The sequence below is a fragment of the Streptococcus cristatus genome, assembly GCF_003943535.1.
GTDB classification, from domain to species: Bacteria; Bacillota; Bacilli; order Lactobacillales; family Streptococcaceae; genus Streptococcus; species Streptococcus cristatus_L.
The window spans coordinates 1-532 of record NZ_RJPU01000043.1 but is presented as its reverse complement, the minus strand read 5'-3'; the positions used below and the strand labels follow the sequence as shown (position 1 = coordinate 532).

1 protein-coding gene is annotated in these 532 nt (G+C 45.7%); it reads right to left on the bottom strand.

Annotated features, from left to right (window positions below):
- Window positions 1-532 (bottom strand): SSURE domain-containing protein (locus D8790_RS10450; protein ID WP_185761963.1); only part of this gene is annotated, 532 nt, incomplete at both ends.

Here is a 532-nt window from a genome sequence, read left to right as displayed (position 1 = left end):
ATCTGGTTTGCCGTCTTTGGCGCCATAAACTTTGACAGTAGCTTGGTAACTGTGAGTTCCGTTAGTGCGAAGTTGGTCGAGAAGGGCTTGTCCATCTTTACCTGTCGTGTTGCCATTCAAATCCACTTCGTAGAAGTATTGACCTTTGGCCAAGCCTTCAAGCGGCAAGAGTGCTGGGTTTTTAGCTGTGCCATTGTCAGACCAAGGTGCCTTGTCAGAAGATTTGAGCAAGAGGCGCGTCAACATGCCGTCACCACCGAAAGCTTCATACGGGATGACTTGGTTAACACCAGCCAAGAATGGACCAGGAACATTTGCTTTTTCTAGATAGCTTGCTGGAACGTCGATATGGTCTTTAATATTTTTAGTGACTGAATCTTTGACTGCTTCTTTTGAAACAAGGCCGTTCAAGTCAACCGTCACATTTTTTGTCGCAACAAGATTGCTTAAATCTGGTTTGCCGTCTTTGGCGCCATAAACTTTGACAGTAGCTTGGTAACTGTGAGTTCCGTTAGTGCGAAGTTGGTCGAGA